A 24881-nucleotide genomic window follows, 5' to 3' on the forward strand; every position below is an offset into this window, starting at 1 on the left:
TTAGTTCACCACTATGTTGCCGCGTGCCCCCATTTCGGCATGCACCATCTGGTGGTCGACAAAGCGGTACGTGCCTGGCTCCGGGAATTCGGCCTCAACATAACCACCCTGCGCGGCACCGAGGTCAAGGGCTTGGGCACCGCCCACGCCGTCGTCAAGCAAAAGCGCGCCCTCCTTGTACACGCGATGGAACTGCGTGCCGACGATATGGAAGCTCGTGCCCTTGTTGGGGCCGGCGGCAAGTACCCAGAAACGTACCGTCTCACCTGCGCGAATGCGAATTGGGTGGGTGAGATACTGGTCGGGGTAGCCGTTGAACTTGTAGATATCGGGGTCCTCGGCCATGGTCTTGTCGGCGTCGGGGCTGTCCTCGCCCCAGTAGCTTTCCGACTGCACCAGAAGAACCTCGTGGTCAACATCAGTGAGATTCGGTGGGTCGATGATGACGGCACCGTGCATACCGGCAGCGATGTGCATGGACATGGGCATGGTTGCGCAGTGGTACATCCAGATGCCCGCGCGGTCAGCACGGAAGCGGTACTCAAGCTTCTCACCAGGGGCGATGTCGCGCATTGGCTCGTCCGGCGAAACAATGCCGGCGTGAAAGTCGATGGAGTGACTCATGGTGCCGTCATTAATGAGCGTGACGACGAACTCGTCGCCCACCTTGCCGCGCAGAGTTGGCCCCAGCGGTTTGCCGTTGTAGACCCAGTGCTGCTGCTCGACGCCAGGGGCAGCGTAGCCGGTGAACTCGCTGGCTCGCAGCGTGACGTGGTGAACCGTGGCGTCCTCGGCGGGTTCTAATAGCGGGTTGATGGTGGGGGAATCCGGGCCGGGTAGCTCGCCGACATTCCCGAGTGCGCCTGGCGTTGCGAGGTCGGAGTGGCTGCTGTTCCCAGTGTGGTGTGAATGATTCGAACCACCTGCATTAACTGTGAGCGTCATGCCCATCTGGCGGTGGCCAGCAATGGTGCACCAACCGTCAATGTCGCCAGGGACGACCGGCACTTCGATGGTGGCGGAGTCGCCGGGGGAGACTCGGCCGGTGTCCTCGCCGGTGGCCAAGCGCAGATCGTGGACTTGGGAATCCGCGTTGACCATGGTGATGACCAGGCGGTCGCCGGGGTTCGCCTCAATGACGTTCGGGGTATAGGTCATATCGTTGGCAGTGACCGTGACCTCGACGGTTTCTCCGGTGGGCGCAACATCGCCGGTGGTTTCAATGCTGCTCGTACCGCCACCGCTACCGCTCAGCGCAACGCCGACGGTTACTACCAGGCCTAATACAGCCAGAGCAGCGGTAGTTTGAGCACCGAGACGACGCGCGGTTGCTTGCAGCTCGACCGGCTTCGGCGATGCTTCCTTGTTAGCTCGTGCCTTCTGGCGTTCCTTCAGCGCACCAATCTGTGCCTTTGCGGCCCGGCCGACAAGTGGCAGATAAGACACCAAGGCAAGGGAGACCATTGCGGAGACCGCCACTTTGGTCCAGGAAGGCAGCGGCATTAGCCACAGTGCCAGACCAATATTGATGGTCGACCAGCGAAATGCGCCCGCGCGGTCAAGTTCCTTCATACCGGCAGAGACTGGGCCAGCACCTCCGCCGATGGTGGCGGGCAGGAGTTGGCTCATCATGCCGATAAGCAACTGGGCGCCGAAACCGATTACCAGCGGCAGCGTGAGGGATGAGATTACGAAGCCGTCGTCAAGCGCCTTGACTGTGGCGACTGTGAGTGTGCCGATTAGCCATACGATGGCGGCCGCGACAGACAGCGCCGGGTAGCTGAGGCGGTCGCGGGGGTCTTTAGCGACGGTCATGACGTTGTGCGCCCACGGGATGGCGGCTATGACCCAGCCGATAGTGATGATGCCAAGGCCGACCGAGGCGATCCAGTTGATGCTGGTCAGTGCACCGATCGCGGTAATCGCGATACCTATGAGCTGTATTGCTAGTGCCAGCTTCGGGCGGGAATGCGGCGACATCTGGGTTCGCCACAGCGCTGGGAACATGGTGATGAGCGTGCCGCAGGCCGCGAGCCCGAGGAAGCCAATGAGGTTGACGGCTTCGTGTGCCAATAGGAGGTCGTCGTGAAGCGCTTTGCCCTTCGGAGATGCGAGGATGGCGCCGAGTGCAGCGCCGATGGGCAGTAGACATGCCGACGCGACGTAGTGCGCAACGGAAATGGCGAATGGCCGATCGCGCTTCGCCATCAGGTCGCGGCCGAGGGAAATCGCATGCCATGCGACGGCGACGCCGACGACCGCCGCGCCGACGGTGGTCACCGGCCACCAGTCACCGAGCTTGCCGACGACCGTTGCGACAATACCTACGTTGAGCAGGTAAATATTTGCCAACTGAATCTTCCGATTGCCAACGGGCACGTCGATTTTCAGTAGCTTTTCGGTGAAGTGGCGGCCCCAGATGAGGATGGAGTTGGTGACTGCGCCGAGGGTAAAGAGATGCACCAACAGCCAACGGCTATCGGTGACGAAAGGGTGAATGAGTGCTGCCACAATGATGGAGGCGAACCACCAGCGCACTGGCATACCGGCCTTGCGATGCCAGGACATGCGGCGCTTCTTGCCAGGCTTAGTAGGCGGTTTGGTTGTGGGGGATTGGGGTTCTGGTGTGGCGTGCGACGACATATATCAATAATACGCATACTGGGTGCGCATTTAATATGGGCGCATGTAAGAGTGCTTTTATTTGGTCGGGTCTTCGCCGTTTTTGTGGGCCTGCCAGAACTGTGTGGTCTTCTGTGTCTGACCCATCCGGTTTTGAATCAGCATCAGGGTAGTAAGGAAGGGCTTCCGGGTGATGAAAGCGCGTGCCCGACGCGTTGATGATGTGCTCACGGGGAAGTGTAACCCTTTTGTCAAAAACGATTGTTTGAGTATTCACGCAAATACTTCCTTGAATAAACATCTCAATAAAGAGGTGATTGTGCATTAATTGCAATCGTCAGGAAGTGGTTACGTTAGAAGCTAGTTTGTACAGCTAGTTAGACGAATGTAAACAGATTGAAGCTTCAGTAAACAGTTGGTGAAACGTTGTTTTACCAGGGAGAATGATGAGTGGTAAAGGTGGCTTTTTGGCTACCCGAACGATGGGGTAGCCCTTTGTAGTAGGGGGCTGTAAATGTAGTTCATATCGCATAGTATGCCAAGCCTGTGGAACGCATTGTGCGTAAGAAAATTTAACCAGCAGTAAAAGGCATAAGAATGTTTATCCGAGACTGGAAGCAGCTCGCCTGGTGCGTATTTGACGTACTCGCCTGGCTGATTGCGCTGTCCGCCGCTAACGGAATCGTCCGCGGTGAATTGGTATCTTTCTCTGAAATATCAGGCACTAATTTTTTGGTTGTCGCTGTCGCCGTGGCCGTCATCGTCCTGCTCGGCCTGCTGCTCGGGGAGTACACCAACCCACAACGCGTATGGCCCGGCAGTCGAACTGAAGATATTGTTCTGCTGAGCATCAGCATGGGCGGCGCTACCGCAGCCACTGGGTTAGCTCAAATCCTGAAGACCTTCCCGGAAATTGCGTGGTACGTTCCGTTCGCAGGTGGCTGTGTCGCAACTTTGGCAAGTATCTATACCCGAACTCTCGCTCGCTGGATTACCAACAACTTTGGCTCCCGTCAGACGGATGATCGCTTGATTGTTCTCGGTGCAGGCCGTCGAGCCAAGTTCTTTATTAACAGTCTTACGGATTCCGGTATCTCCCGTGAGAACCGCTTCCACTTGGTTGGAATCGTCGATCCCAAGGAAAGCCGCGAGAACCATATTTCTCGTATCCATGGTCTCCGCGTGATTCGTGGAATTGATCAGCTGGGTGAGCTCGCATCGCGCACTTCGGCGCAGTCGGTCATCATTGCTACTGATGAGCCACTGTCCACTGAGTGCATCAACGTCCTCAACCACATTTGTGAGGAATCGTCGCTGCGCCTGCTCATTCTGCCGCCGGTGGAAGAGTACTCGCGCCACCGTGGTGCTGTCGCTACCTCGCAGGTGCGCGAAATTAACATCGCCGACCTCATTGGCCGTCAGCCTCTGCACCTGGATGAATCCAAGGTCGCTTCCATAATCCGCGGTAAGAAGGTGCTGGTCACCGGCGCTGGAGGTTCTATCGGTTCCGAAATCTGCCGACAGGTTCACCGCTTTGAGCCGGCAGAACTGATCATGCTGGATCGCGATGAGGGCGGCTTGCATGCCACGCAGCTGTCGCTGACGGGTTCGGCGCTTCTCGACGGCTCCGATACCGTCCTGGCTGATATCCGTGACGCGGAAATGCTGACGCAGATCTTCACCGAGCGCAAGCCCGATGTTGTCTACCATGCTGCAGCTCTCAAGCACCTGCCGCTGCTGGAGAGCTATCCCGCAGAAGCAGTTCAAACCAATGTCATCGGAACTCAGAACGTCCTGGATGCAGCGGCTGCGGCCAACGTTTCAACCGTTATTAATATTTCCACGGACAAGGCTGCGAACCCGGCCTCAATTCTGGGTGAATCCAAGCGCGCTGCGGAACGTCTGACTGCGCACATGGGGAAAACTCACGAAGGTGTCTGGGCATCTGTCCGCTTCGGTAACGTGTTTGGCTCGCGCGGCTCGGTCATTACGACTTTCCAGCGTCAGATTGAAGAGGGCGGCCCGGTGACGGTGACGCATCCTGACGTTCAGCGCTACTTCATGACCATTCCGGAGGCATCGCAGCTGGTGCTGCAGGCTACCGTTATTGCAGAGTCCGGTGAGACTCTGGTGCTGGAGATGGGTAAGCCGGTCAAGATTGCTGAGCTGGCGGAGAACCTGATCAGGCTCCATGACGCAGACGTAGAGATTGTCTACACGGGTCTTCGCGAAGGTGAGAAAATCTCCGAGGATTTGGTTGATGACCGCGAGGTTCCCAAGATCGGTGATCGTCATCCGCTAATCACTGAGGTACGTGTTGAGCCGGAACGGCTGAATTCGCGGATTCTTCCGTGCACACATGATCACGATGCGGCACGTCGTTGGCTTGCAGAGCACGGTGGGGCGCAAAGCAGTATTGAGGCGCATCCCACCGGTGCACAATCACTTGCAACCGCTAGCTCGAAAGCAAAATAGTTAGGATGACTCCCCACCGTGACAACCACCAGCTCCTCTAACTCCGGGCAGCTGGCGCAAAGAGTTCGAACAGTTGCGACGATTTCGGCAGCTTCAGCGCTCGCCGCAGTCGTCGCCTTTGTGGTCAGTATTCTTTCCGCGCGAGTGCTGGGGCCCGCCGGTCGAGGCGAGGTCGCTACCGTTTTGCAGTTCGCCTATATTGTGGCGCCATTCGTCGGCTTTGGGGCCGATCGGCTTTTGCTGCGCCGCGATGATTACGACCACGGTCTCATTCCGAGTGGTTACGCCATGACCGTGGTCGCTCTGATTGCCTGCGCCATCGCAGGAGTCGTCTACGGACCGTGGACGGCAATGGCCGGCGTCGTCGCCTTGGTTACCGTGTCATTTTCCATGGTTCGTGCGATGGCTATCAGCCGCCATCGAGTGTCCTTCTTCGTCGCAGTATTCGTCGGTTTTCAGGGCTCAGTACTGCTAATAAGCGCTGCGCTCTATTTCGCCGGAGTCGAGGACTGGCGCTGGTGGGCTGCGGCCTATATCTTCCCGGCACTGCCACTGGCAATCTGGTCGCTAGCGAAGTCACGCAAACACACCGATTCCCGTGTTGGCGGAGTGGTAGAGACGGCACGAACAAATGCCCCATTCATCGCATCGGGTCTGGGGCCGTTGACGACCACACGCTTGGGTCGCGTTTTGCTGCCGGCGCTGGCCTCACCGGCGTCGTTAGGTCTTTTTGTAGTCGTGGCGACGGCGACGGAACCGCTGTACTGGATCGCGCAGTCAGTCGCCGATCAGCGCACCAGCGACCAGAGGGGTCGCGAACTCACCCCATCTCGTGTGCTCCGACACCTTGGCATAGTCACTGCAGCGTACGGAGCACTTGGTGCGCTCGGTGGGGTGGCACTCTACTTCCTCATCGTGCCGGTATTCGGCCATGAGTTTGAGCCTTCCCGGGAGTTGGTGCTGCCACTGACTATCGCGGCCGTGGTGCTCGGCTGCTACCGACACCTGTGCGGTGAAATTCTCGGCAGCGACAATCCCCGTCGAATTGGCCGAGTGGAGCTCATTTCCGCCGTTATCGCTGTCATTTGTTACCCGATGGGCATTCTTCTCGGAGACGCCCTCGGTCTCGCGTGGACCAGCGCAATTGTCTACTTTGCAGCAGCCGCTGTTGCAGCAGTGGCGCTGATGCAGCCAAGCGGAGGCCAGAAGAATCCATCAACTACCACCGAAGAACTCCCCGTCGACGTAATCGAGGAAGCCTAAACAATGCGAATCACTTATATCCACCAGCACTTTGTTCTCCCCGGTGAGCCGGGTGGTTCCCGACCCTACGAGTTTGCCCGACGAATGGCCGCCGCAGGCCACGAGGTGACAATGATCTGTGGTCGCGATGAGGCCATGGATAAAACGGTTGATGGTATCCACGTGCGTCGTCTAGCGATTCCGTACCGCAATGAAATGTCGAAGCGCGAGCGTATCGTCAGTTTCTTGAACTTCCTGGTGCGCGCCTCCGCGGTCGCTGCCCGTGTGCCTGCCGACGTGATCTACGCGTCCTCGACCCCGCTGACTGTGGCGGTTCCGGGAATCGTGGCGAAGTTTACCCAGCGTGCGCCGTTGGTGGCGGAGATCCGTGACCTGTGGCCAGAGGTGCCGATCAAGTTGGGCTACCTCAATAATCCGGTGGCAATTTTCTTGGCCAAGCAGCTGGAGAAGGCATTTTATGCGGCATCGAGCGAGGTCGTGGCGCTGTCGCCGTCGATGGCCGATGGCGTCAAAGAGGTCGCTCCGAAGAAGCGCGTGACCGTCATTCCGAATGCGTCGGACTTTGAGCGCTTTGATGTCCCGGCCGAGCAGCGTACAGCTTTCCGAAAGGAGCAGGGCTGGGGCGATGACGTGGTGGCGGTCTACGCCGGTGGTTTTGGCATGTCCTACCAGCTGGAGTGGCTTGTGGATCTGGCGGCGCAGCTGCGTCGTGATGGCGTGGAGAATGTGCGCTTTGTCCTGCTGGGGCAGGGAAGCGACTCGGACGCGCTGTATCAGCGCGCCAAGGACGCTGGCCTCGATCCCGATGCGATGTTCCTCGGCCGTCAGCCGAAGGAAGATGTCGCCAAGTACGTCTCTGCCGCCGATATCGCGCTATCGCCGCTGCGTGATGACCCATGCCTGGAGGGCAACTCCCTGAACAAGGTCTTCGATGCCATGGCCGCATCGCGTCCGGTGGTGTTCAACCACGGTGGCTGGCTGGAGGAAGCCGCAACCGAGCACGATGCCGGTTGGCGTCTCTCGCGCGATATTCCGACCGCAGCCAAGCGATTCGCTGAGATCATCTCCGACCGCGATGAGCTGCGCACAGCGGGACAGCGAAACCGCGAACTGGGTGAGAAGCGTTTTGCCCGTGACAGCCTGTACTCCCAGCTCATCGAGGTACTCAACCGCGTCCGAAAGGTTCAAAAGTAATGACTAACGCTGACGCTAACAAGCCCAATGAGCGGATCTTTCTTTCGCTCGCGACAGTCACCGAAGCAGAAGAACAGGCCGTCGTTCGTGCACTCCACTCTGGTTGGGTGGCTCCGTTGGGCCCCGAGGTAGACGCGTTTGAAGCGGGGATTGCCAAGCGCTGCGGTGTTGAGCACGCGCTCGCGCTGTCTTCCGGTACTGCTGGCCTGCACTTGGCGCTGCTCGCGCTGGGGATTGGTGAAGGTGACTACATCCCGGTTTCCACCATGACCTTCGCAGCCACGACCAACGCCATCGCTTACGTTGGCGCTACGCCAGTGTTTGTCGATGCGGCAGAGGACGGAAACATCGACCCTGAGCTGCTGCTCGGCACCGTCGATGAGCTGCTTGCCGAGGGCAAGAGCGTTCCCGCCGTGATGATTGTGGACCTCTTTGGCCGCTGCGCCGATTACCCGGCCTTCGCGCCACGCCTGGAAGAACTCGGCATCGCGCTCATCGAGGACGCCGCCGAGGCGCTCGGTGCCAGTGTCGATGGTCAGCCGGCCGGCAGTTTCGGCCGTGCCGCCGCGCTGTCTTTCAACGGCAACAAAATCATGACCACCTCCGGCGGTGGCATGCTGCTGTCCGATGATGCCGATCTCATCGCTCGCGCGCGCTACCTGTCCACCCAGGCGCGTCAGCCCGTCGCTTGGTACGAACACACCGAAATCGGCTACAACTACCGACTTTCCAATCTCCTTGCCGCACTGGGGCGGGCGCAGCACTCGCGTCTGGACGGCATGATTGCTCGCCGCCGCCAGATTCGCGATGCGTACATCGATCTGCTCGCCTCGCTTGACGACGATGCCCCTGGTAAAGGTACCCGCTTGCTCTCTGACTCCGACGAGCGTTTCACCGAGAACTGCTGGCTGACCTCAATTGTGCTGCCACAGGAGGCCGTCGATAAGGGCGTGTTGACCCCGGACAGCGTGATTGCAGCACTTGGTGAGGCCAACATTGAGGCTCGTCACCTGTGGAAGCCGATGCACCTGCAGCCGGTATACGAGGGCGCGCGGGCGACCATCAACGGCACTGCTGAGAATCTTTTCTCCCGTGGCATTACTCTTCCTAGTGGTCCGGCGCTGGACGATGACGACGTCGCGCGGGTGATAGGTGTTTTGAAGGAAGTGCTGGGATGACTTCTACAGAGGTAGCAGGAGAAACTGTAAAACAGCGAAAACCAATACTGCAGTCGCTGTTTATTGTGGTGGCCGCGGGAATGTTTGCTGGTGTCCTCTACGTTGGCGACACGACGATGAAGGACGTCTCTTCGGCGCTTCCTAATCTCTCTCTTGCATTGCCGATTTTGGTAATCGTTGCAATCCTTACAGCCATCGGCACCCCAGAAGCGCAGCGCCAGAGTTGGCTGAATGCGATGAAAGGCGCTGGCAATGTAAAGCAGTGGCCGATGGCCGTGTGGGCATTAGTGGCTTTCTATGCCTGGTTGTTCTGGATGATGCTGTCCGGACTGTGGGCCCCCGAAGCTGCCGAAGTTGCTCCTGTCGTTACTGCGTTGATAACGCTTGGGCTCATCGCCACGATGTCAGCAATACTGTTCTATTTGCATCCTCAGGCACTGGTATGGCTGTGGTTAGCAGTAGTCATTTGCTCGCTTATTTTTCTCTACGGTGGCATTACTGGTCCGAAATATGTCGGGCGCATGACGGCGTTCGGCGGTGGACCGAATGTCTTTGCCCGTTTCATGCTGTACGGCATCGCGGCAGCTGTGTTTTTCATGCTGTGGCGTAAGTTCATGTGGGCAGTTCTCTTGTTTGCTGCACCATTTGCTTACGGTCTCGTTGCGTCGGGAAGCCGCGGTGTACTGGTTGCTACCACCGTGGTAGTCCTCTTTACCGCAATAGCTGTGTTTTTTCACTGGGGTTGGAAGTGGGCGACTGTTTTTTACGTCGCAGTCGCCGCAGCGGTCGCGTATGGATACTCGCGGTTCATCGCAGGTACCGAGATTGAAGAATACTTTAAGACGCGCTTTATCCAGTTGACCTTCGAAAAAGAACATGATTCCGGACGCGGTTATCTCCATGATGAAGCTTTCCGAATCATGGGTGAACACCGCATCTTTGGTGGAGGCCTGCATAGCTTCGTTGTGCTGTCGACACCGAGGTCTTCACGTCCACTGGAGCATCCGCACAATATCTTCTACACAGTCGGGTCTGAAGCGGGTGTCATAGGTATCGGCCTGTTTGTGATTGTGCTGGTTGTGCTGGCAATCGCCTGTCGCCACCTATTCAAGTTTCTTCAAGCTGGTCTGACCGCAGCTGTGGCGTTAGCGGTTCTTGTGGCACAGGTTTTTTCCGGCTACTACTACGATTCCCGTTCGCTATGGCTATTTGGCTTTGCAGCAGCATTTACAATGCTGAGCCTACGGCGCAAGGACGCAGCATCGGCAGAACCAGAGCTGGATGAGCAGCCGCAACCAGAACCCGCAGCCGAGCCCGAACCAGTCATGGTCACCGATACCGCGGGGCCGGTTGTGCCGGAGCCGGAGCCAGCGGTGGCCGTCGTCAAGCAAAGTGCGCCTGACAACAAGAATGACAACAGGAAGCTGCGCGTTGCGGCAGCGTCGTTTGCCGCGGCCGGTGTAGTGGGTGCGGTTGGTTGGCTGGTCAGGAACCGTTCCAATGCGGAAGTCGATGCGCGTGCCGAAAAGCTTCTGCGCGAAATGTTCAACGAAAAGTAGGAGATGACCAATGGATTCACTGAGCATCCGCGCGCAACGGGTAATTAAGCGTGGCGTCGACATCGCGGCATCTGCAGCGGGCTTGATTGTGCTGTCGCCAGTTATGGGCGCTACGGCTCTGGCAGTGCGACTTTCCATGGGAAAGCCAGTCCTATTCCGCCAGGAACGCCCGGGCCAGGATGGTGAGCCGTTTAATATCCTCAAGTTCCGGACGATGCACCACGTCAATCCGGCAAAGGGGCTTGTCGACGATGCGTCCCGCCTCACCGAGGTGGGAAAATTCCTTCGGTCCACAAGCTTGGATGAGCTCCCGGAGCTCTTTAACGTTCTGCGTGGCGATATGAGCCTCGTTGGCCCGCGCCCGCTGCGCATGAAGTACCTCGAGCGCTATTCGCCGCGCCAAGCACGCCGCCATGAGGTGCCACCGGGAATTACAGGGCTTGCTCAGGTCTCGGGCCGCAATGGCATCACCTGGGAAGAACGTTTCGAGTACGACGTGCAGTACGTGGATAATTGGTCGCTACTGCTCGATGCAAAGATTCTGCTCGACACTATCTTGGTGGTGCTCAAGCGTGAAGGGATCTCGGAAGAAGGGCAAGTGACTATGACCGAGTTCACCGGTTCGTCGGATGAGGACGATTCGGCTAACGCAGGTTCTTAATCACACTTGCAGGAACACCGGCGACAACGGTGTAGTCATCGACATCGCTAGTAACTGCGGCTCCGGATCCGATGTACGCTCCCTCGCCAACGGTGAGGCCGGGGTTGATTACGGAGTTGGCGCCTAGGGTGCAGGCTTCGCCAAGCGTGACAAAGCCCGACACGGCATTGAGCGGGAAGATTGTGCAGTAGTCCCGCAGCACCGCATCGTGGCCAATCGTGACATTCATATTGATTTGGGCGTGCTTGCCTACCTCAATATTGCAGGTCAGGCGCGCTCCGGGGCAGATGACCGTGCCCTCTCCGAGCGAGACCAGCGCGCCAATGCTGGTGTCTGGGTGGACCAGAGTCGCAGGCACGAGCCCCTTGGAATCTGCATGCTGTGCAATCGAACGTCGAGCAGCGCCGTTGCCGATTGCGACTGTGTAGTAGACCCCCTCGGGCAAGTCCGCGAGGATTTTGGTTTTGCCCAAGAGTTGCACGCCCATTTTGTGGAAAAAGGTCATATCTGGGGTGCCATCATCAATAATGCCTAGGATTTCCCACTGCGGTGGTAGGCCGTTGGCTGCTGCGTAGTCGTTGATGTCCTTGATGAAGCTGACCACGTTTCGGCCGAATCCACCGGCACCGATGATGACAATCTTTTCGGTCGTCGTGTTGTTAATCCACTGCTTTGGCATGAGTGTCATTATCCCACTGATAGCCGTATTTAGCCGGAGTGCGTGACCCCGAATCCACCTACCACCAGTATGTGGGATAGCGGAGGCCGCGCAGTCGATTTGCGAGGATGCCAAGCATCACGATCATGATCGACGAAGCGAAAATGAAGCCTATGAAGCGGAAATCGTTGGCGAGCCCATGACCGTGTGGCATCAGCACAGTGACCATAGCGGTAGCGGTGGCAGGGGAGTGCGCCGCGCGAGCAAGAAGCATGAGCGCGAAGGCGACGCCGGCGGCAACCGCTGCAGCAATGATGGTCGAACCCAACATGTGCAGAATTGCGATGCCAGTCGTGCAGCCGATGAGGTGTCCGACCACGACATTTCGTGGCTGAGCCAGAGGCAAGTTGGGCGCACCGACAATAAGCGCCATGGCAGCGCCAATAGGAGGCAGAAATAGCAGGTCAGAGACAGAAGTTGAGATGAGTGCCAGGGTCATCAGCGGCAGGCTCACGGCTACCGAGGCGGCGATAACATGGCGTAGCGGAGGGCGAGGTGGCGCTTCGCTGGCGATCCGGGGCCACTTCGGAGACCGTGAATTAGACATGAGAACGATGTTAGGGTGTGCTGCCTCATCCGCGTCGCGGTTCGAGGTTTTTATCGAAATAGAAGTTTAAATGGGGTGGCTCCCAGGTCTCCCAAGCCTCCAAAGCCGAACCAGACCCGAACCAACCCCCGACCATTTTCACCGGATATGACACACTTAAGGGCATGGAGCCTATCGATGTCGCAATCCGGGATGAGTCCATCCGTCTCGGGCAATTCCTGAAGTTGGCAAACCTGGTGGAAACGGGCGGTCTGGCCAAGGAACTAATCGCTGAGGGACAGGTCAGCGTGAACGGTGAGGTCGACACTCGCCGCGGCAAGGTGCTGCGTCCAGGGGACGTCGTCTCTGTTGCCGGTATGTCGGCACGCGTGGCCACCGCCGATGAAGTCGATGATGACTACTTTGATGAGGCCACCGCCGACGATGACTTTGATCCTGAAAAGTGGAGGAACTTGTAACTCATGCCCGCATTTCCCGCCGAATTTGGCATGCCCCTGCGCGTAGATCTGCTTTCCGCCGCACCGCGTAAGACCGAGCGCTTCTACCGCGGCGTTCTTGGGTGGGCTTATCGCAATACCGCGCCAATCCATGAGGATGCCCGCGAGGCATCCGCTGGTCGCCGCGTTGCCATGCTGTCCGGAATGCCGGTGTCGGTGCTGCTTGAGGCCGATAAGGACGCTGAGGATGCCTTCGTCAACCAGTGGCGCGTGAATTTCCATGTCGACTCCGCCGCTGGTGCCGTCGAGAAGGCGCGTGAGCTCGGCGCCGAGGTCTTCCAGGAACCGACCCCGCTTGTCGACGGATCCACGATGGCCGTCGTTTCCGACCCCGCCGGTGGCCTCATTGGGCTGCTGGAACAGCCGGGTGAGCAGGCCTTTATCGCAGCGGGCGAACCTGGCACCCCGGTGTGGTTCGAGCTGGTCGCAGGCCCGGAGGAGACCTTTGAGCAGGTCGCGGACTTCTACCGCAACTTCTTTGGCTGGGAAATCGCAGTGCGCAACAAGAACGAGCACGGCACTTTCGCAGTCGCGATGGAAGATGGTGCTCCGTTCGCAGGTTTGGTAGCCAGCTCGGTTGCTGCACAGACCGATGCGGCCGATAAGAGCTTCGTTGGCTGGCTGGCCTACCTTGGCGTGGAGAACATCGACGCTGCTGTCGCCAAGGCTGAGGAACTGGGCGGTTCCGTGCTCGTTGCCCCGCAGGCCACCGAGTTCGGCCCGCTGGCAACCGTGCAGGACCCGTGTGGTGCGGCGGTTGTACTCTGCGAGGTGCCGCTGCCACCGGAGGACGACATCCGCGAGTCGGACCCGCTGGAAGGCATTGACCTCAGCCAGTTCCAGTAGGAGTTAAAGAGGCTGTGGTGCGTTCGGGGGCTGTGGCTGTTCATTCGAACGTAAGGCGTACGTTAGAATCGAATGTCAGTTCTATCGGAATCCGTACCTCATGATAAGTTTGGCATATGCGAAGCATTGAGCTTTTCGCCGGTGGTGGTGGATTGGCCCTTGGAACCCACTTGGCCGGCTTTTCGACTGAAATTGTTGCTGAGTGGGATCGATGGGCCTGTGATACCCTTCGCGAAAATAAGGCTGCTGGACATCCCCTTGTTGCTAATGCTGAAGTAATTGAAGGTGATGTGCGTGACATTGATTGGTCGAGTGTTGCCGAAGGGATTGATTTAGTATCTGGCGGTCCTCCATGTCAGCCATTTTCTGCTGGAGGGCGCGGCCGTGCAGCGGACGATAAGCGAGATATGTTCCCCGCGACTGCCGAAGTAATTCGGCAAATCAAGCCTCGTGCTTTCATTATTGAGAACGTAAGGGGGTTAACGCGTCCCGCCTTTTCGGACTATTATTCTTACATCCAACTTCGGCTAGGGCATCCAGAACTTTCCTCCCGCGAAGGGGAGTCATGGGGTGACCATTACGCACGATTGCAGGCTGAACACACATCGGTTCGGTCAGACCTCCAATACAATGTGCTTCCCACTCTCGTGAACGCTGCAGATTACGGGGTTCCACAGCAACGTTGGCGAGTATTTTTTGTAGGTTTTCGTTCGGATATCGATGCTGACTGGTCTTTTCCTGCGCCTACGCACTCTGCGGCAGCTCTTCGTCTCTCTCAAGATAGCGGAGAATATTGGGAGCGATATCAAATTCCAAGTTCTCAACGAGTGTCGGTCAGGGCATCATTAACGCGCACTGATCCGTCTCTCCAGCCGTGGAAGACGGTGCGAGATGCGCTAGCAGATCTTCCTATCCCCGGTGAAAACGGAACGCCAGGTGTTTTTGATCATCGTTTTCAACCTGGTGCGCGGTCATATCCCGGCCATACTGGATCGTATATTGACGCTCCAGCAAAAGCGCTAAAGGCAGGAGTTCATGGTGTTCCTGGAGGTGAAAATATGATGCGTTTTCACGACGGCTCGGTAAGATATTTCACTCTTCGAGAAGCGGCCAGAGTGCAAACGTTCCCAGACTCTTATCGTTTGCACGGGGCTTGGTCGGAAGCAATGAGGCAAATTGGAAATGCTGTCCCTGTAATGCTGGCGGAGACTGTAGCGCTGTCAGTTCGGGAGCATCTGGAGCTAGCTGGAGCAAGACAGAAATTTAGTGATGCAATATCTAACGGATCTCATTTAAAGGCAATATCATGACAGAACCATTTAATCCGCTGGCAATGGAATCGCTGGCATCGTCTATAGTTCAACAGTTACTCCGTAATCCGCCGGTTCCGCTGAGCAATATTCAAAAATTCTACGGGGCTGGACTTTACGCCATTTATTATGCAGGTAGCTTTCCTGCTTACGAAGTAATTCGTGAACAGAATATCAATGGTAAATGGTCGTTACCAATATATGTCGGTAGAGCTGTATCCCCGGGGTCCCGTCGAGGTCTGATAGTCGGTGAGGGCATTAAGTCCACAGCACTTTATAGCCGCATTCGGGAGCATGCGAAGTCGATTACCGCCGTAAACAATCTTGATATTGACGATTTTTATGTGCGGTGGCTTGTAGTTGAAGATATTTGGATTCCTCTTGGAGAGACTGCATTGATCCGGGCAACGAAACCTGTTTGGAATGCTGTCTTAGATGGATTTGGGAATCATGATCCAGGAAAAGGTCGTCGAAAAGGAGCTGTTTCTCCCTGGGACACAGTTCATAGAGGAAGGAAATGGGCAGAAAAGCATGAACCTGCCGATAAACTAGTTGAGGAGGCTCTCTTGAAGGATATCATTCAATACTTGCGTGAGAGACATCGTTAGGGTGATAACTCGCTTTGAACGACGTGCCTGAATAGGTAATCCCAGTCATCGGCGCTCTCCTTATCGGCGGAGGGTCAACGGCTGGGATTGATAGCAACCACTTTAATTGCGCTTCGTAATCGAGTCAATGCCTACAACCCCAGCTCCGCTCGCACCGCAGCCACAAACTCGCTGGTAGTCGCAGTGCCGCCGAGGTCTGGCGTCGGTGCAGTGCGCGTCGCGGCGTAGACGGCCTCGCGCAGCTTGGCAGCGGGCGCAAGTTCTGAGGTCGGTGCCCCAAGGTGCTCCGCGCACATAGCCGTAGAGAGCAAAAACGCAGCCGGGTTGGCAATGCCATGCCCCGCAATGTCAGGTGCCGAACCGTGCACCGGCTCGAACACCGCGAAGTTGTCGCCCACATTCGCCGATGCCGCCAGCCCCAGCCCGCCAATCAGGCCTGCGCCGATGTCACTGAGGATGTCACCGATGAGGTTCTCCGCGATGATGACATCAAAGCGCGCTGGGTCGGTCACTAGCTGCATTGCCACGGCATCCGCATTGGCAAAATCGAATGTGACCTGCGAATACTCCTCAGCCACCTGCTCAACTGCCCCGCGAATCACACGCGCAGAGTCCCGCAGGATATTCGGTTTGTCCGCCACCGTCACCGTCGGCGTGGCCTCCGAATCGAGGTTTGCCGCCTGCCGCGCGAGAGCCAACTTGGCCGCCTGTCGCGCAAGGCGGTGCCACGCAAAGGACGTCGTCACGCGCAAAGAAACCGCAACGTCGCCACGCTTATCGACGGCGCGGGCCACCGTCGAGTCCTCTGCCACCTCTGCCCACAGGTGGTGGTGCGGGGAGTCGGCCGGGGCGTCGTGAGGCGGAAGGAGATAGTCGTGGCTGTAGAGGCCCTCGGTGTTTTCGCGAACGATGGTGAAGTCGGCAGTCGCGCCGGGCAGGGTGACCGGGCGGATGTTGGTGAAGAGATCGAGGCGCTGGCGCAGCTGGAGAACAGGGGAGCGGTAGGTCAGGCCGGTATCGCGCAGATGCGGTGCTAGTTCTTCCTCAGCCTCGCGAGCGGGCTTGGAGGTAATCGCCGCGAGCAGAGCGGCGTCGCTGCGTCCGAGTGTTTCCCAAGTTTCCTGCGGGACGGGATTGCCGTGCGCGCACCACTGGGACCAGCCAATTTGTGCCTCTGTCAGCTCCCAGTGCGGGAAGACATCGGCGATGAGTCCTCGGCAGGCATCGGTGATTTCAGGGCCGATGCCGTCGCCGGGCAGGAGTGTGATGCGGCGCGGTGCCGCTTCTAAAGCAGTCGCAGGCTGGTCGGTTTCCATGGCTCTTAGCCTAGGACTGCGACGCCTGCGCGTGTGCGGTTTGGCTACTTTGCGAAAGTAACCGGGATCTCGGTGATGTCCTCGAAGCCCTCGCTGTGGTCACCGAAGAGCTTCAGCACGCAGTCCTGCTGGGTGCAGTCCACGGCCTCGCCGGTGGGCACAACGCTGAGCTCGAAGTGTGCGGTGTTGTCGTCGGCGATGGTGGTGGTGCCGCCGGACTTCTTGGTAATCCACTGCTGCGACTGGGTGCCGGCACTGCGGTCACCGGTGCAGTCCGGGACGGGGTTGCCTGGAGCCTTCTCGGCGGCGCAGAGTGCGGCGTAGTAGCCGTAGTCGGGGTCGAGACCAGACAGGTCGACGGAGATGACATCGCCCTCGGAGAGGTCGTTGACCGGCTCGGCCTCCATGGTTACTTCGCCGGCGCTGGCGTCGGTTTCTTGATCTGCAGCCGAGCTGGTGGTTTCCGAGGCGTTGGTAGCATCCTGCGCGGCATCGGACGCGTCATCTGTGCCACAGGCGGCGAGAAGTGGAAGTGCGGCGACGGCCGGAACAGCCAGGAAAGCCGCGCGACGCTGGAGTGTACGAGTAGTCATAGGAGGTAACGTCCTTCCGAAAAACTGTAGAGATTACTATCTTTATTTAAGGGTAGGCTAACCTAGAACTAAAAGATAGCCTAAGATTCTTTGGGTGAGTAGAGCAAAGTCCTTTCTAAGCTCTTTGTTACTAGTGTTAGTCGTTATTTAGTCATTCTTTTTGTCGTCTATCTCCGTGCAGCGTCAGCTCACAGAGGGGGAATATGTTCACCGTGCCTGCCTGTCACGTTCGCAGTCTTGCCGGAACACTGCTGAGTGTTGTCCTAGTCGCAGGACTAGTCGCCTGTGGTTCCGATGATGCCGCGAGGGAGGGGGCATCGTCGTCAAGCGCTGGCGTGACGACGGTTCCGCGCGCCGACAACATTTCCGCTCACGGTGCCGCGCATGCGAACCTGCCTTCGGAAAACCCCGAAGTGCTGCTGAAAGACCCGAAACCGGCGGCGGACAAGGACTACCAGCGTATTCTCACGCTTGACCGGGCGGGAGCACTCAGTCGTGCGGTCTACACGCTTGGTCTCGGAGGCCGTCTGGTGGGGCGCGACGCCACCTCCGATTTCCCGGCGGCAAAGGATCTGCCGAACCTCACCATCGGCGGGCATGCGGTCAATGCTGAGTCGGTGATGAAGCTGAAGCCGGAGCTCATCATTACCGATGGCTCGATCGGCCCCAGCCGCGTGTTCGACACGTTTGAAAAAGCGGGGATCACCGTCGTCCATGTGTCGGACGAGCGCACTCCCGAGACCATCAACACGCTTATCGACGAAGTTGCGGGCGCAGTCGGCCTGGCTGACCAAGTTGGCCCGGTGAAGGAGCACCTGGACACGGAGCTGGCGGCTGCGACCGAGTACGCGCAGGCCAAGGCCGATGGCCGCAAGATGATGATCCTCTACGTGCGCGGAACCGGTGTGGCCATGATTGCGGGGCCGGATTCCGGTGGGCGTTCGCTGATCACTCGTCTCGGCGGTGTTGATGCCGGTGAGGGCGTGGGTATTGAGGGTGCGTTCACGCCTATTACTCCGGAGTCCCTGATTGCTGCGGCTCCCGACACCATCCTGGTTATGTCTGGTGGCCTGGAGTCCGTCGGCGGGATTGAAGGCTTGAAGGAAATCCCGGGTATCGCACAGACCCCGGCGGGCCAGAATGAGTCCGTTGTGGACGTGCCCGATTCGCAGCTGCTGTCCTTTGACTCGCAGTCGCCGCGTGCGATTCGCGCCATTGCGGATGCTCTTTACGGTGGCGGTGCTGGTGATGGTGCAGGTGATGGCGCTGGTGCAGGCTCCCGTGTGAGTGCTGATAAGACTGCGGGGAAGTGACTGGCTGAGCAATGCAGACAACCGCGAACAAAACTAGTCCGTTCAGACAGGCGGCCGTTTTCATCGGGCTCGCCCTAGCGCTGGTGCTGGCAATAGGTTGGTCGGCCTCCGTGGGGCAGTTCGGCGCCACCATCGGCGAATCACTGAGCTCAATGGTGAGGCTAGTGTTCAATGGCGGTCTCGGTGACGCGCCAGAGCCCATCGACACCGTGCTGTGGCAAGTGCGATTGCCGCGCATCGCGCTGGCCTGCCTCGTTGGTGCGGGACTAGCCCTCGCAGGTGTGGCGCTGCAAGCGGTGTTCGGCAACCCGCTTGCCGAACCCGGCCTCATCGGCGTTTCCTCCGGCGCCGCCGTCGGCGCTGCCACCGCCACAGTTTTGGGCACCGCCGCCGGGCTTTCCGGAGTGCTCGGCGGAGTGTTGAGTGTCTTCGCCAGCAGCTGGGCCATTGCGGTCTCAGCTTTTATCGGTGGTGCTGTGGCCACGGCTATTGTGGCCGCCAATGCGCACGGTGGCCGCGATATCGCCCGAATCATTCTGGTCGGTGTGGCTGTGAACTCTATCTGTGGTGGTTTGGTGTCGCTTCTGACATTCGTGGCCTCCACGGCTGCCCGCGACCGCATTGTGTTCTGGCAGATGGGCTCGTTTGCCAGCGCCACCTGGACGCAGGTTGTCATCATTACACTGGTGACAGTTCCGGCCGTAATTGCCATGTGGGTCAGCTACCGCAAGCTGGACATTCTGAGTCTTGGTGAAGCGCAAGCCCGCCACCTGGGTATTAACGTCGTCACGCTGCGTCGCGCCATCATTTTTGGCACGTCCCTGGTCGTGGCGGCTGGAGTGGCATTTTCCGGCATCATCGTCTTCATCGGCCTGGTCGTGCCGCACGCTGCACGACTGCTGCTGGGACCAGCGCATCGCACGCTGATTCCCGCATGCATCCTCGGCGGCGCGCTGGCCACAACGCTGGCCGACCTCGCGGCCCGCACCATGATCACCGGTGCGGACCTGCCGCTGGGAATGCTCACCTCGATTGTCGGTGGCCCGCTGTTCTTCTGGCTGCTCCTGCGTTCGAAGAGGGCGGTGCACTAATGGAAATTCACTCTGGCCTGGGTATTTCTGCCGAAAATGTCAGCATCACCCTGGACGGTCACCGCATTCTCAACGATATTTCCGTGGTCGCCGAGCCCGGAAAAGTCACCGCGCTGGTCGGCCCGAATGGTGCTGGAAAGTCGACACTCCTTGCAGCGCTTTCCGGCGACCATGAGCTCAGTGGCGGCAACGTCCGGATCGGCGAGCACTCCATTACTGAGCTCTCCATCGCCGACCTGGCCCGCTACCGCGCCGTCCTGGTGCAGAGCCAAGAACTGTCCGTGCCATTCACCAGCCGCGAAGTCATCAACTTCGGACGCAACCCCTGGGGCTGCCCGAACGAAGAGCTGCTCGCGGAAGTCATCACCGAATGCGACGTCGCGCACCTCCTTGACCGGGAAGTCCCGACCCTCTCCGGCGGCGAGCGAGCCCGCGTCCACAGCGCGCGCGTGTTCTACCAGGACACTCCTGTCGTGCTTCTCGACGAACCGACCGCAGCCCTGGACCTCCACCACGCAGAAAAAATCATGGGAATGATGCGCGCCCGCGCGGCGGCGGGCAAAGCCGTGGTCGTGGTCCTGCACGATTTGTCCGCCGCAGCGGCGTATGCCGATCACGTTGTGGTGGTGGCTCAGGGGCGCGTCGTAAAGCAAGGCCCGCCTGCGGAAACCCTGGATGCACAGACCGTCAGCGAAGTCTACGGCATCGGTGTGGAAGTGCTTCAGGACTCCGCGGGCAACCCCGTGCTGGTTCCTCAGCGCGGACAGTATCTCTCACCCCAGTCTCCGAACCTCACAGAGAAAGAAGAAAATCATGGTTGAAAACACGATTAAAGAAGGTGACAAGCAGGCTGCTCAGCCCCTGGCAGAGCGACTCAAAGTGGAGACTGCGGGTGTCCACAGTGAAGCGGAGAACTCCGACTTCATGTCGAGGCTGCTTGCGGGTGAACTGAATGCGCAGGCGGCCATCGATCTAACTGGTCAGCTCTACTTTGTGTACGAAGCGTTGGAGCAGGCAGTGCGGTCCACTGCGGAGTCGCCGCAGGTCAGAGCGGTCTACGATGCGCAGCTGGAGCGCCTGGAGGCTCTGGCGGCCGACCTTGAACATTTGGTGGGGCCTGACTGGCGGGAAAAGATCTCGCCAGTGGAGGCGACAAAGAACTACGTGGCCGAGCTTCGTGAAATCGAAAGCAACGGCAACGCCAACGCCGCATTGGCACACCATTACGTTCGCTACCTGGGCGATCTTTCTGGTGGTCAGGTGATTGCGTCCATGCTGGCCAAGCATTACGGCATCGGTGCGGAGGGAACCCGATTCTATGACTTCTCCGCGATCGGAAAAATTAAGCCCTACCGCGACGGCTACCGACAGAGTCTGTCTGAGCTGGGCATTTCGGATGCCGACAAAGATGCCGTGGTTGACGAGGCGAAAAAGGCATTTCGTCTCAACCGGGCCATTTTCCACGACCTAGCTGGCGGCCTAGACGACGCAGTGGCGTAGGTCGCGGACTGGAGTGCTGTGACCGTGGCGGTGGGCGGTATGCGTTAGCCGATGTACACCACTGCGTTACGGCCGCCCGTGCACTTGATGTTGCCGCCAGCAGGACGGCACCACATATTGTAGGTCAGGCCAGTCGTTGGGCTGTAGGCCGTGATGGTGCCGGATTCCGCACCAGTGGAATTGCGATAGCGGACGTAGGCGCTGTGTACATTTCGAACGAACGGATCGCTCGTTGAGGACGTGCCCTTCCATGCGCTGGAGAGGTTGCCGCCAGCCAGGCCCGATGAGCGAGACGAGCCCGAATTACCGGATGAGCCACTCGAATCTTGAACAACCACGGTCTCAGTCTGCGTGACCGGTGGGTTGGGCTGGCTCGAAGCATCGGCAGCGGCCTGTGTAGTGGCAGCCGTCTGTGTGTCGGCCGCAGTTACCGAGTCATCTTTACTCAGGGTGACATAAAGTACCGCGCCAACCAGGCCCAGCAGGACCACGACCAGCACTGAAATGAGCGCAATCATTGCGCCGGAAGTACCTGATCTTTGCTGCGGATACGCCGGGGCTGCGTAAGCGAAAGTTGGTGCCGGCTGCGCAGCGAATTGGGGCTGCGGCTGTGGTTGGGGTTGAGGTGCCTGGTTCGGGTACACGGGGCCGAAAGAACCGGTGGAAGGATTCGAATTGTAGTTGGGGTCTGAGCTGGGGGACTCGTTATGCGACATGCTGGACGACCAATCACGAGGAGGAAGTGTTCCCCCTGTGATGAGCCCAACCCGCGTAGCGAATGGTGTTCCATCCCCTGGGGACACGGTTAACGGCTTTTATTGTATTACTGGGAAAACTGTAAAGCATGTTAGGAGACGCATGTCTTGCGCAAAATGCGGCAAGGACGGGTTTAGCTAGACCCGAAATGAGGTGGTGAGCTTCAAATGAGGTTGTGACCATCGAGAAACTGCCTAAGTTTATGTCAGTTTCGGCACTAATTTCTGCTTGTTTTTGTCATAAACCTAGTCAGTAACTCATGAGCCGGTCCAAGACTCCGGGCTGCATATGTGAAACTGGGGCGCGCGTGAAACCCCACGGCCATTTTTCGGCCGTTTCGTTCATGCGCACCCCAGTTTGTTGCGAGGTGTAGCTGGTAGCTGGTAGCTGCTTAGTGGCTACATCCCCAGGATTTCCTTGAGCTCGGCCTTAATCTGGTCGAGCCGCTCGGCCGCGGCCACGTGTGGAATCGCGGACGAAGCGACCGGCAGCACGACTTCCAGGTAGCACTTCAGCTTCGGTTCCGTGCCGGAAGGCCGGGCAATGACGCGGTCGTTGGCCTCGGTGAGGATGAGAATGCCGTCGGTAGGCGGGATGTGATAGCTCTCGGCCTTGGCGTCGACCATGTCTAGGCCATCATTCATGTCCGTGACCTGCGTGACCTTCGAACCAGCCAGTTGTGCAGGCGGGTTGGCGCGCAGAGTGTCCATGCCCTTGGTGATCAGCGAGCGGTCCTCGACACGGAAGGTCAACGGTGCGGTCTTGTAGAGACCATGGGCACGGGCGACATCATCCAGAAGGTCCTGGATGCCAAGACCCTGGCCCTTCAGTCGCGCCACCGCGTCGGCGACACGCACCGCCGCAGATACGCCGTCCTTGTCTCGAACGACTGCCGGGTCAGTGCAGTAGCCAATGGCCTCCTCGTAGCCGAAGACGAGCCCGTCCACACCAGCAATCCACTTAAAGCCGGTCAGTGTAGCGCGATAATTCAGTCCGTGACCTGCGGCAATCTTGCCCAGCAGGCGCGAGGACACAATCGAGTTAGCCATTGTGGCCGGAAACTCTGCGCCCTCATCATTGGTCACGGTCGCAATCCCACGGGCCTCGGCATCCGCAGCGATGACTTCACCCAGAAACGCACCGATGTCATCGCCGGAGAGCTGTCGCCAGCCGCCATCGACGCCGCTGTCCGGAATAGCTACCGAGCAGCGGTCCGCATCCGGATCAGCCGCGATGATGACATCCGCGTCTTCAGCACGTGCCAGCTCAAACGCAAGATCCAGCGCCCCGGCTTCCTCCGGGTTCGGGAACGATACCGTCGGGAACTCCGGATCCGGCGCGAACTGCTTCTCAACCACGCTGACATTCGAGAAACCTGCCGCGTTCAGTGTGCGCACGATGGTCTCGCCACCGACACCATGCATCGGGGTGAGAACAATCTTCGCTGCCTGCTTCTCTTCGCTTGACGACGTCGTTGCGAGCGCAGCCGCCCGTTTCACATAGGCGTCCAGTAGTTCAGGACCAACCTGCTCGACGGCATCGAAGTCACGCGGAACCTCATCAGCTGGTGGAGCAGCGGCAATGGCGTCCGCAATTTGCTTGTCATGGGGCGCGATAATCTGGACGCCTCGGCGGGAATCAGACTCCACCGCGCGGCCACCGAGGTAAACCTTGTAACCGTTGTCCTTCGGCGGATTGTGGCTGGCTGTGACCATAATGCCGGCATCGGCATTGAGGTGGCGTACGGCAAAGGCGGTCACCGGTGTGGGCAGCTGCTGCGGCAGGGCCAGGGCCTTGCCACCGGCTGCGGCGACAACCGCGGCGGCATCGCGGTGAAAATCAGCGGAGCCGTGGCGGGCATCGCAACCAATGACCACGGTGAAGTCATCGCCGACAATGTTCTTCAGATGCGCAACCAGGCCAGCGGTGGCACGGATGACCGTGGCACGGTTCATGCGAGACTGACCAGCGGCAACGACACCGCGAAGACCTGCAGTGCCGAATTCGAGTGGCCCGGCGAAACGGCTTTCCAGCTCGGCAATCGCATCGGGGTTGGCGGCCTTGGCTTCGTCGTAAAGCGAGGAGAGCTCAGCGGCGGTGGCCGAGTCCGGATCGTGGGCGATCCAATCGGTGATGGTGGCTTGTAGCTGTTCGGAGAGCATCGGGGTTAGCCTACTTCAGACCGTCGAGGACAGCGGCGGAGGAAGAAAGGCCCAGGCGAGAGGCGCCAGCGGCGATCATTTCCTCAGCGGCAGCGGCATCGCGGATACCGCCAGAGGCTTTGACTCCAAGGCGGTCGCCCACGGTTTCGCGCATGAGTTTCACGGCGTGAGCGGAAGCGCCGCCAGCTGGGTGGAAACCTGTGGAGGTCTTGACGAAGTCTGCGCCTGCGGACTCGGAGGCCTTGCAAGCTGCGATGATTTCCTCATCGGTCAGGGCGGCCGACTCGATGATGACCTTCAGAACCTTGCCCGGAATGGCATCGCGAACAGTCTTGATTTCGGCCTCAAGGTCGTCGAAGCGGTGCTCCTTGGCGAAGGCGATGTTGATGACCATGTCAATCTCTTCGGCACCATCGACCACGGCGCGGGCGGCCTCGGTGGCTTTGACCTCGGCCTTCACCGCACCGGAGGGGAAGCCTACGACAGTGGCGATGTGCAGGCCCTCAGGCACCTCGACTGGGAGCTGCGAGGGGGAGATGCAGATGGAGTAGGTGCCGAGCTTGGCGGCCTCGGCGATAAGAGCCTTGACCTGGTCAGAGGTGGCTTCTGGCTTGAGCAGGGTGTGGTCAATCATCTTGGCAACATCAGCGCGGGAAGTCATGGGAGAAATCA

23 protein-coding genes are annotated in these 24881 nt (G+C 58.9%); 14 read left to right on the forward strand and 9 right to left on the reverse strand.

Annotation, left to right across the window (positions count from 1 at the left end; genetic code table 11):
- Together HMPREF2820_RS00535 and HMPREF2820_RS10885 are read right to left on the reverse strand one after the other, a co-directional pair.
- Positions 1-2568 (reverse strand): multicopper oxidase domain-containing protein, encoded by a 2568-nt coding sequence (locus tag HMPREF2820_RS00535; protein ID WP_070602214.1) that lies wholly within the window; start codon positions 2566-2568, stop codon positions 1-3.
- Positions 2569-2700: 132 nt separating this feature from the next.
- Positions 2701-2853 (reverse strand): hypothetical protein, encoded by a 153-nt coding sequence (locus HMPREF2820_RS10885; RefSeq protein ID WP_155877870.1) that lies wholly within the window; start codon positions 2851-2853, stop codon positions 2701-2703.
- Positions 2854-3219: 366 nt separating this feature from the next.
- On the opposite strand from HMPREF2820_RS10885, the gene HMPREF2820_RS00540 reads away from it, so the two are divergent.
- The 6 genes from HMPREF2820_RS00540 to HMPREF2820_RS00565 are packed head-to-tail and all read left to right on the forward strand — an operon-like array spanning position 3220 to position 10952.
- A complete protein-coding gene (locus HMPREF2820_RS00540) occupies positions 3220-5097 on the forward strand; it encodes a polysaccharide biosynthesis protein (RefSeq protein WP_070602216.1) in 1878 nt (625 codons plus the stop codon).
- Between the two features lie 18 nt (positions 5098-5115).
- Positions 5116-6360, forward strand: coding sequence for a lipopolysaccharide biosynthesis protein (locus tag HMPREF2820_RS00545; RefSeq protein ID WP_070602217.1), 1245 nt, complete (start codon positions 5116-5118; stop codon positions 6358-6360).
- 3 nt (positions 6361-6363) lie between these two features.
- Entirely contained in the window at positions 6364-7554 is a 1191-nt protein-coding gene (locus tag HMPREF2820_RS00550) for a glycosyltransferase family 4 protein (RefSeq protein ID WP_070602219.1), read from the forward strand.
- Positions 7554-8732: a DegT/DnrJ/EryC1/StrS family aminotransferase gene (locus HMPREF2820_RS00555; RefSeq protein WP_070602221.1), complete on the forward strand. Its 1179-nt coding sequence runs from the start codon at positions 7554-7556 to the stop codon at positions 8730-8732. Before HMPREF2820_RS00550 ends, HMPREF2820_RS00555 begins: the two co-directional genes overlap by 1 nt.
- A complete protein-coding gene (locus HMPREF2820_RS00560; protein ID WP_070602223.1) occupies positions 8729-10291 on the forward strand; it encodes an O-antigen ligase family protein in 1563 nt (520 codons plus the stop codon). Before HMPREF2820_RS00555 ends, HMPREF2820_RS00560 begins: the two co-directional genes overlap by 4 nt.
- A 10-nt stretch (positions 10292-10301) precedes the next feature.
- Positions 10302-10952, forward strand: coding sequence for a sugar transferase (locus HMPREF2820_RS00565; RefSeq protein WP_049189802.1), 651 nt, complete (start codon positions 10302-10304; stop codon positions 10950-10952).
- Here the strand turns inward: HMPREF2820_RS00565 and HMPREF2820_RS00570 are convergent.
- Positions 10936-11631, reverse strand: a complete 696-nt coding sequence (locus tag HMPREF2820_RS00570) for an acetyltransferase (protein ID WP_049189859.1) — start codon at positions 11629-11631, stop codon at positions 10936-10938. The genes HMPREF2820_RS00565 and HMPREF2820_RS00570 overlap by 17 nt on opposite strands.
- Before the next feature lie 58 nt (positions 11632-11689).
- A complete protein-coding gene (locus HMPREF2820_RS00575) occupies positions 11690-12217 on the reverse strand; it encodes an HPP family protein (protein WP_049189801.1) in 528 nt (175 codons plus the stop codon).
- A gap of 164 nt (positions 12218-12381) precedes the next feature.
- Between HMPREF2820_RS00575 and HMPREF2820_RS00580 the strand changes: the two genes are divergently transcribed.
- The 4 genes from HMPREF2820_RS00580 to HMPREF2820_RS10605 all read left to right on the forward strand — a co-directional run bounded on the left by HMPREF2820_RS00580 (position 12382) and on the right by HMPREF2820_RS10605 (position 15478).
- Positions 12382-12675, forward strand: coding sequence for an RNA-binding S4 domain-containing protein (locus HMPREF2820_RS00580; RefSeq protein WP_005510922.1), 294 nt, complete (start codon positions 12382-12384; stop codon positions 12673-12675).
- Positions 12676-12678: 3 nt separating this feature from the next.
- Positions 12679-13560, forward strand: a complete 882-nt coding sequence (locus tag HMPREF2820_RS00585; RefSeq protein ID WP_070602225.1) for a VOC family protein — start codon at positions 12679-12681, stop codon at positions 13558-13560.
- Between the two features lie 116 nt (positions 13561-13676).
- Positions 13677-14870, forward strand: coding sequence for a DNA cytosine methyltransferase (locus HMPREF2820_RS10600; RefSeq protein ID WP_083308384.1), 1194 nt, complete (start codon positions 13677-13679; stop codon positions 14868-14870).
- Entirely contained in the window at positions 14867-15478 is a 612-nt protein-coding gene (locus HMPREF2820_RS10605; RefSeq protein WP_083308385.1) for an Eco29kI family restriction endonuclease, read from the forward strand. The genes HMPREF2820_RS10600 and HMPREF2820_RS10605 overlap by 4 nt, the downstream gene beginning before the upstream one ends.
- 131 nt (positions 15479-15609) lie before the next feature.
- On the opposite strand, the gene HMPREF2820_RS00595 is transcribed toward HMPREF2820_RS10605, so the two are convergent.
- Both HMPREF2820_RS00595 and HMPREF2820_RS00600 read right to left on the reverse strand, forming a co-directional pair.
- On the reverse strand, positions 15610-16794 hold the full coding sequence (locus HMPREF2820_RS00595; protein WP_049189799.1) for an isocitrate/isopropylmalate family dehydrogenase: 1185 nt from the start codon (positions 16792-16794) through the stop codon (positions 15610-15612).
- Between the two features lie 44 nt (positions 16795-16838).
- Entirely contained in the window at positions 16839-17387 is a 549-nt protein-coding gene (locus HMPREF2820_RS00600) for a neocarzinostatin apoprotein domain-containing protein (RefSeq protein WP_049189798.1), read from the reverse strand.
- Between the two features lie 203 nt (positions 17388-17590).
- Between HMPREF2820_RS00600 and HMPREF2820_RS00605 the strand changes: the two genes are divergently transcribed.
- The 4 genes from HMPREF2820_RS00605 to HMPREF2820_RS00620 are packed head-to-tail and all read left to right on the forward strand — an operon-like array spanning position 17591 to position 21291.
- Positions 17591-18700 carry a heme/hemin ABC transporter substrate-binding protein gene (locus tag HMPREF2820_RS00605; protein ID WP_070602229.1) on the forward strand — a complete coding sequence of 370 codons (1110 nt, stop codon included), beginning with the start codon at positions 17591-17593 and terminating at the stop codon, positions 18698-18700.
- A gap of 11 nt (positions 18701-18711) precedes the next feature.
- On the forward strand, positions 18712-19791 hold the full coding sequence (locus HMPREF2820_RS00610; protein WP_016421808.1) for a FecCD family ABC transporter permease: 1080 nt from the start codon (positions 18712-18714) through the stop codon (positions 19789-19791).
- Positions 19791-20612 (forward strand): heme ABC transporter ATP-binding protein, encoded by an 822-nt coding sequence (locus HMPREF2820_RS00615; protein WP_070602231.1) that lies wholly within the window; start codon positions 19791-19793, stop codon positions 20610-20612. The genes HMPREF2820_RS00610 and HMPREF2820_RS00615 overlap by 1 nt, the downstream gene beginning before the upstream one ends.
- Positions 20605-21291, forward strand: coding sequence for a biliverdin-producing heme oxygenase (locus HMPREF2820_RS00620; RefSeq protein ID WP_070429107.1), 687 nt, complete (start codon positions 20605-20607; stop codon positions 21289-21291). Before HMPREF2820_RS00615 ends, HMPREF2820_RS00620 begins: the two co-directional genes overlap by 8 nt.
- A 44-nt stretch (positions 21292-21335) precedes the next feature.
- Here HMPREF2820_RS00620 and HMPREF2820_RS00625 read toward each other — a convergent pair whose 3' ends face one another.
- The 3 genes from HMPREF2820_RS00625 to deoC form a co-directional block, all read right to left on the reverse strand.
- Positions 21336-21809: a hypothetical protein gene (locus tag HMPREF2820_RS00625; RefSeq protein WP_242458691.1), complete on the reverse strand. Its 474-nt coding sequence runs from the start codon at positions 21807-21809 to the stop codon at positions 21336-21338.
- Positions 21810-22445: 636 nt separating this feature from the next.
- Positions 22446-24209, reverse strand: coding sequence for a phospho-sugar mutase (locus HMPREF2820_RS00630; protein WP_070602234.1), 1764 nt, complete (start codon positions 24207-24209; stop codon positions 22446-22448).
- 10 nt (positions 24210-24219) lie between these two features.
- Positions 24220-24870 (reverse strand): deoxyribose-phosphate aldolase, encoded by a 651-nt coding sequence (gene deoC / locus HMPREF2820_RS00635; protein WP_016421813.1) that lies wholly within the window; start codon positions 24868-24870, stop codon positions 24220-24222.
- Between the last annotated feature and the right edge of the window lie 11 nt (positions 24871-24881).

Source organism: Corynebacterium sp. HMSC064E08, from assembly GCF_001811805.1.
GTDB classification, from domain to species: Bacteria; Actinomycetota; Actinomycetes; order Mycobacteriales; family Mycobacteriaceae; genus Corynebacterium; species Corynebacterium jeikeium_D.